Here is a 5,176-nt window from a genome sequence, read left to right on the forward strand (position 1 = left end):
CCGCCCGCCGGCTCGGCGGCGCGGACAAGCCCGGCGTGCGGGTCGGCGGCCGGCCCCTGCTCGACCGGGTGCTCGCCGCCTGCGCCGACGCCTCGGCCACCGTCGTCGTCGCCGCACCCCGGCCCACCGCGCGGCCGGTGACCTGGGCGCGCGAGGACCCGCCCGGCGGCGGCCCGCTGGCCGCGCTCGACGCCGGGCTGCGCCACACCGCCGCCCGGCACGTCGTCGTCCTCTCCGCCGACCTGCCCTTCCTCGGCGGGGACACCGTACGGCGGCTGCTGGCCGCGCTGCGCACCGGCGGCGCCGACGGCGCGCTGCTCACCGACGCCGACGGCCGGGACCAGCCGCTCGTCGCCGCCTATCGCGCGAGCGCGCTGCGCCGTGGACTCACCGCGCTCACCGGGGAACACGGCGGGCTCGCCGGCCTGCCGCTGCGCCGGCTGACCGGCGCGCTCGATCTCACCCGCGTCCCCGACGCCGTCGCGTCCTTCGACTGCGACACCTGGGACGACATCGCCACCGCCAGGGCACGGATCAGGGAGCATGGGCACGTGTTGGATGAATGGATTTCCGCAGTCAAGGACGAACTGGGCATCGACCTCGACGTCGACATCAAGGTCCTGCTGGACCTCGCCCGTGACGCCGCCCACGGGGTGGCGCGGCCCGCGGCCCCTCTGACCACCTTCCTCGTCGGCTACGCGGCGGCGCGGGCCGGCGGGGGGGACGAGGCCGTCGCCGAAGCCTCCCGCAAGGCCGCCGCGCTCGCCCTGCGCTGGGCGGAGGAGTCCGGACAGGGCGACCCGGCACCCGGCGCCGGCCCCGGCAGCGGACCGGGCGCCGGATGACCCCCCGCGGCATCCGGGCGGACGAGGACGCCGAGGACCTCTACATCGAGGAGGCGCTCGCCCTCGTGAAGGACGACACCGGCCACCGTCCGCCCGCCGACCCGGTTCCGGCGCCCGCCGCCACCGCGCGTACCGAGCAGCCGAACAGCGAGCCGGGGCCCCGGCACGGGGGCGGTCATCACCGGGCCACCGCCTGGCCCGAGGCCCGCGAGACCGCCGCCCGTGCCGCGCGCGACGCCTCCCGGGCCGCCCGCCGCGCCCCCGCCACCGTCCCCCTGGACGCCGCGCTCGGCCTCACCCTGGCCGCCCCCCTCACCGCCCTCACCGACCTGCCCTCCTTCGACACCTCGGCGATGGACGGCTGGGCCATCGCGGGCCCAGGTCCCTGGTCCGTACGGGAGGAAGGACGGGAGGGACGGGAAGGAGGGGAAGGACGGGAAGGACGGGCAGGTGCGGCGGCGGGGGTGCTGGCCGGACACGGAGAGACCGCCGCGCTCACCGACGGCGAGGCGGTGCGGATCGCGACCGGCGCCCGTGTCCCGCCCGACACCACCGCCGTCCTGCGCAGCGAGCACGGCCGCTGGGACCCCCAGGGCCGGCTGCACGCCACCCGGGAGATCCAGCCCGGCCAGGACATCCGCTCCCGCGGCCAGGAGTGCCGCAACGGCGACCGACTCCTCGCCGCCGGCACCCTCGTGACCCCGGCCGTCCTCGGACTGGCCGCGGCGGCGGGCTACGACACCGTCACCGCCGTCCCGCGGCCCCGGGTCGAGGTGTTCGTGCTCGGCGACGAACTGCTCACCCAGGGCCTCCCCCACGACGGCCTGATCCGGGACGCGCTCGGACCGCTGCTCCCGCCCTGGCTGCGCGCGCTCGGCGCCGACGTCGTCGCGCTGCGCCGGCTCGGCGACGACGCCAAGGCCCTGCACAAGGCGCTGACCGCGTCCGCCGCCGACCTGGTGATCACCACCGGAGGCACCGCTGCCGGGCCCGTCGACCATGTCCATCCCACGCTGGAGCGGCTCGGCGCCGAACTGCTGGTCGACGGCGTCAAGGTGCGCCCCGGCCACCCCATGCTGCTGGCCCGCACCAAGGAGGACCAGCACCTCGTCGGCCTGCCGGGCAACCCGCTCGCCGCCGTCTCCGGGCTGCTCACCCTCGCCGAGCCGCTGCTGCGCACCCTCGCGGCCCGTCCCGCGCCGGAGCCGTACACGCTGGCCCTGAAGGAAGCGGTGCAGGGGCACCCGTACGACACCCGGCTCATCCCCGTGGTGCTGCGCGGCGACCAGGCCGTGCCGCTGCGCTACCACGGGCCCGCGATGCTGCGCGGCATGGCGGCTGCCGATGCCGTGGCCGTCGTCCCGCCGGGCGGGACCCGCGCCGGTCAGGAGGCCGAGCTGCTGGATCTGCCCTGGGCGGCGGCGGGCATCGAGGTGTGTTTCACGTGAAACTTCCGGGCCAGGACGCGATCGCCCGCCGCGCGGACGAACGCGTCGAGACCTACCGGGTCAAGCTGCCGAAGAAAATAGTGGAGCACCCGCTCCGCCAGGTCGCCAAGCGGGTCACACTGGCGCTGAGCCTGCTCGTGCTGACCGCGCTGATCGTCTACGCCGATCACGACGGCTACAACGACAGCTCCGACGGTTCGGTCGACCTGCTCGACGCGTTCTACTACGCGACCGTCAGCCTCTCCACCACCGGTTACGGCGACATCACCCCGGTCAGTGACGCCGCCCGGATCACCAACATCCTTGTCATCACGCCCATGCGGGTGCTGTTCCTGATCATCCTGGTCGGCACCACGCTGGAGGTCCTCACCGAACGCACCCGGGAGGAATGGCGCCTGACCCGCTGGAGGTCCACCTTGCGCGACCACACCGTCGTCATCGGCTTCGGTACGAAGGGCCGTTCGGCGATCGAGACCGTCTGCGCGACGGGGCTGCGAAAGGACCAGGTGGTCGTGGTCGACCCGAGTTCCAAGGTGATCGAGGCGGCCGTCGCGGACGGCTACGCCGGGGTCACGGGGGACGCGACGCGCAGCGAGGTCCTGAAGCGGGCCGAGGTGCACCGGGCCCGGAAGATCATCATCGCGACCCAGCGCGACGACACGGCCGTGCTGGTCACGCTGACGGCACGGCAGCTCAACCGTGGCGCGAAGATCGTCGCCGCGGTCCGCGAGGAGGAGAACGCGCCCCTGCTGAAGCAGTCCGGCGCCGACGCCGTCATCACCAGCGCCAGCGCGGCCGGCCGCCTGCTCGGGCTGTCCGTCCTCAGCCCCGCCGCGGGCATGGTCCTGGAGGACCTGATCCACCAGGGGACGGGGCTGGACATCGTCGAACGGCCGGTCATAAAGGCCGAGGTGGGCAAGAACCCGCGGCAGACGGACGACCTCGTGGTCAGCGTGATCCGCGGCCACCGGGTGCTCGGCTACGACGACACGGACGTCGGCACGCTCCAGTTGACGGACCGGCTCATCACCATCGTCCGCGTCACGCCGAGCGCCCAGATCACCCCCGACGCCCGACGCCTGCCGCAGGGCTGAGGCCCGCCCCGGAGCGCCGGGCCCGCCCTCGCGGCGGGCGGCACCGGGGACGCCCCTACGGCGCCGACCGCCGGGGGACGGGATCAAGGTGACGCCCGTCGCGACGCCCGGCACTCCCTCGCTGCCCCGAGGGCGTGGAAGGTCCCCCGACTCCCCGCGCCGGACCCCGTTCCCGACGGGCGGACGCCGCCCGCCGCGGTACTCGTGATCCCTCCGATCACACTGGCGGGGACGCACCGGCCACGGGGCGAAGCCACGGGTCACGCGGGGGCGGACTTCCGCGGTCGGGTGGACTCGTCGGTGGCGCACCGGGCGGTTCGCCTCGGCCGGGAGGCGGGGGCCGGGGAGTAGCGTCCCTGTCATGCATGCGATCACGATTTCGGAACCTGGCGGACCCGAGGCGCTGGTGTGGCGGGAGGCCCCCGATCCCGTACCCGGCGAGGGCGAGGTACTGGTCGAGGTGGTGGCCGGGGCGGTCAACCGCGCCGACGTCCTCCAGCGGCAGGGCTTCTACGACCCGCCCCCCGGCGCGTCACCCCACCCCGGCCTGGAGTGCTCCGGCCGGATCGCCGGGCTCGGCCCCGGCGTCTCCGGCTGGAGTGTCGGCGACGAGGTCTGCGCGCTGCTCTCCGGCGGCGGCTACGCCGAGAAGGTCGCCGTCCCGGCCGGGCAGCTGCTGCCGGTGCCGGGGGACGTGGGCCTGACGCGCGCCGCGGCGCTGCCCGAGGTGGTCTGCACGGTCTGGTCGAACGTCTTCATGGTCGCCCATCTGCGGCCCGGCGAGACCCTGCTGGTGCACGGCGGGTCGAGCGGCATTGGCACCATGGCGATCCAGCTCGCCAAGGCCGTGGGCGCCAGGGTCGCCGTGACGGCGGGCACCCGGCAGAAGCTCGACCGGTGTGCCGAACTGGGCGCGGACATCCTGATCAACTACCGGGAACAGGACTTCGTGGCCGAGATCAAGGAGGCCACGGGCGGCGCCGGTGCCGACGTGATCCTCGACAACATGGGCGCCAAGTACCTGGACCGCAACGTCAGGGCCCTCGCCGTCAACGGGCGGCTCGCGATCATCGGGATGCAGGGCGGCGTCAAGGGCGAGCTCGACATCGGCGCCCTGCTGGCCAAGCGCGCCGCGATCAGCGCGACCTCGCTGCGCGCCCGGCCGCTCGCCGAGAAGGCGGCGATCGTGGCGGCCGTACGGGAGCACGTGTGGCCGCTGCTGGAGGCCGGGCGGGTGCGTCCGGTCGTCGACCGCGAGATCGCGATGGACGACGCGGCCGAGGCGCACCGGGTGCTGGAGGAGAGCGGCCACGTGGGGAAGGTGCTCCTGGTCGTGCCGTGACGCCCCGCGGGGCCGGTCCGGGTCAGCCGCGCCGCAGCCGCAGGCCGATGAAGGCCAGGCCCAGGCCGAGGCCGATCAGCACGAGACCGGTTCCGAGGGGGAGCAGTTGGATCACGGGCTCGGCCCGGGTGACGGGCTGCCGCGCGGAGCGGCCGGGCGGGGCGGTCGGCGGCGGAGAGGCGGCGGACGCGGTCTCGCCGGCCTCCTGCCCGTCCCCGGCCGGGTCCGGTACGGCGGTGTCGTCGCTGTCGTGGTCCACCCGCTGCCGGGCGGCCGCCTCGCGCTCCTCCAGCGGCGGCTTCTCCCGGCCCGGCCGCTCCCGTCCCTCACCGGCCCGGCTGCCCGCGCGGGACGGCTCGCCGGACGGGGAGGGCCGCGCGGCGGCGGGTCCGTGCGCGCTCGCGCTGGGCGTGGCCCGGGGCGGGCGCGGTTTCCGGGGCTTCGCGG

Annotated in this window: 4 protein-coding genes and 1 pseudogene; 4 read left to right on the forward strand and 1 reads right to left on the reverse strand. The window is 75.6% G+C overall.

Features of this window, described 5'->3' with window-relative positions; genetic code table 11:
* The 4 genes from SZN_RS35130 to SZN_RS35145 all read left to right on the forward strand — a co-directional run.
* The coding region (locus SZN_RS35130) for an NTP transferase domain-containing protein (RefSeq protein ID WP_007504797.1) at positions 1-845 on the forward strand (845 nt) is incomplete at its 5' end.
* Positions 842-2,293 (forward strand): molybdopterin molybdotransferase MoeA, encoded by a 1,452-nt coding sequence (locus tag SZN_RS35135; protein ID WP_007504799.1) that lies wholly within the window; start codon positions 842-844, stop codon positions 2,291-2,293. The genes SZN_RS35130 and SZN_RS35135, both read left to right, overlap by 4 nt.
* Complete coding sequence (locus tag SZN_RS35140; protein WP_007504801.1) at positions 2,290-3,387, forward strand: potassium channel family protein; 1,098 nt, start codon at positions 2,290-2,292, stop codon at positions 3,385-3,387. The genes SZN_RS35135 and SZN_RS35140 overlap by 4 nt, the downstream gene beginning before the upstream one ends.
* Positions 3,388-3,748: 361 nt before the next feature.
* Positions 3,749-4,729, forward strand: a complete 981-nt coding sequence (locus SZN_RS35145) for an NAD(P)H-quinone oxidoreductase (protein ID WP_007504803.1) — start codon at positions 3,749-3,751, stop codon at positions 4,727-4,729.
* Positions 4,730-4,751: 22 nt separating this feature from the next.
* On the opposite strand, the pseudogene SZN_RS35150 reads toward SZN_RS35145, so the two are convergent.
* Positions 4,752-5,176 (reverse strand): annotated as a pseudogene (locus SZN_RS35150) (hypothetical protein); the annotation flags it as partial.

This window comes from Streptomyces zinciresistens K42 (genome assembly GCF_000225525.1).
GTDB classification, from domain to species: Bacteria; Actinomycetota; Actinomycetes; order Streptomycetales; family Streptomycetaceae; genus Streptomyces; species Streptomyces zinciresistens.

Coding starts and splice junctions, on each gene's coding strand:
- SZN_RS35135 (WP_007504799.1), top strand. CDS start 842: ATGACCCCCCGCGGCATCCGGGCGGACGAGGACGCCGAGGACCTCTAC.
- SZN_RS35145 (WP_007504803.1), top strand. CDS start 3,749: ATGCATGCGATCACGATTTCGGAACCTGGCGGACCCGAGGCGCTGGTG.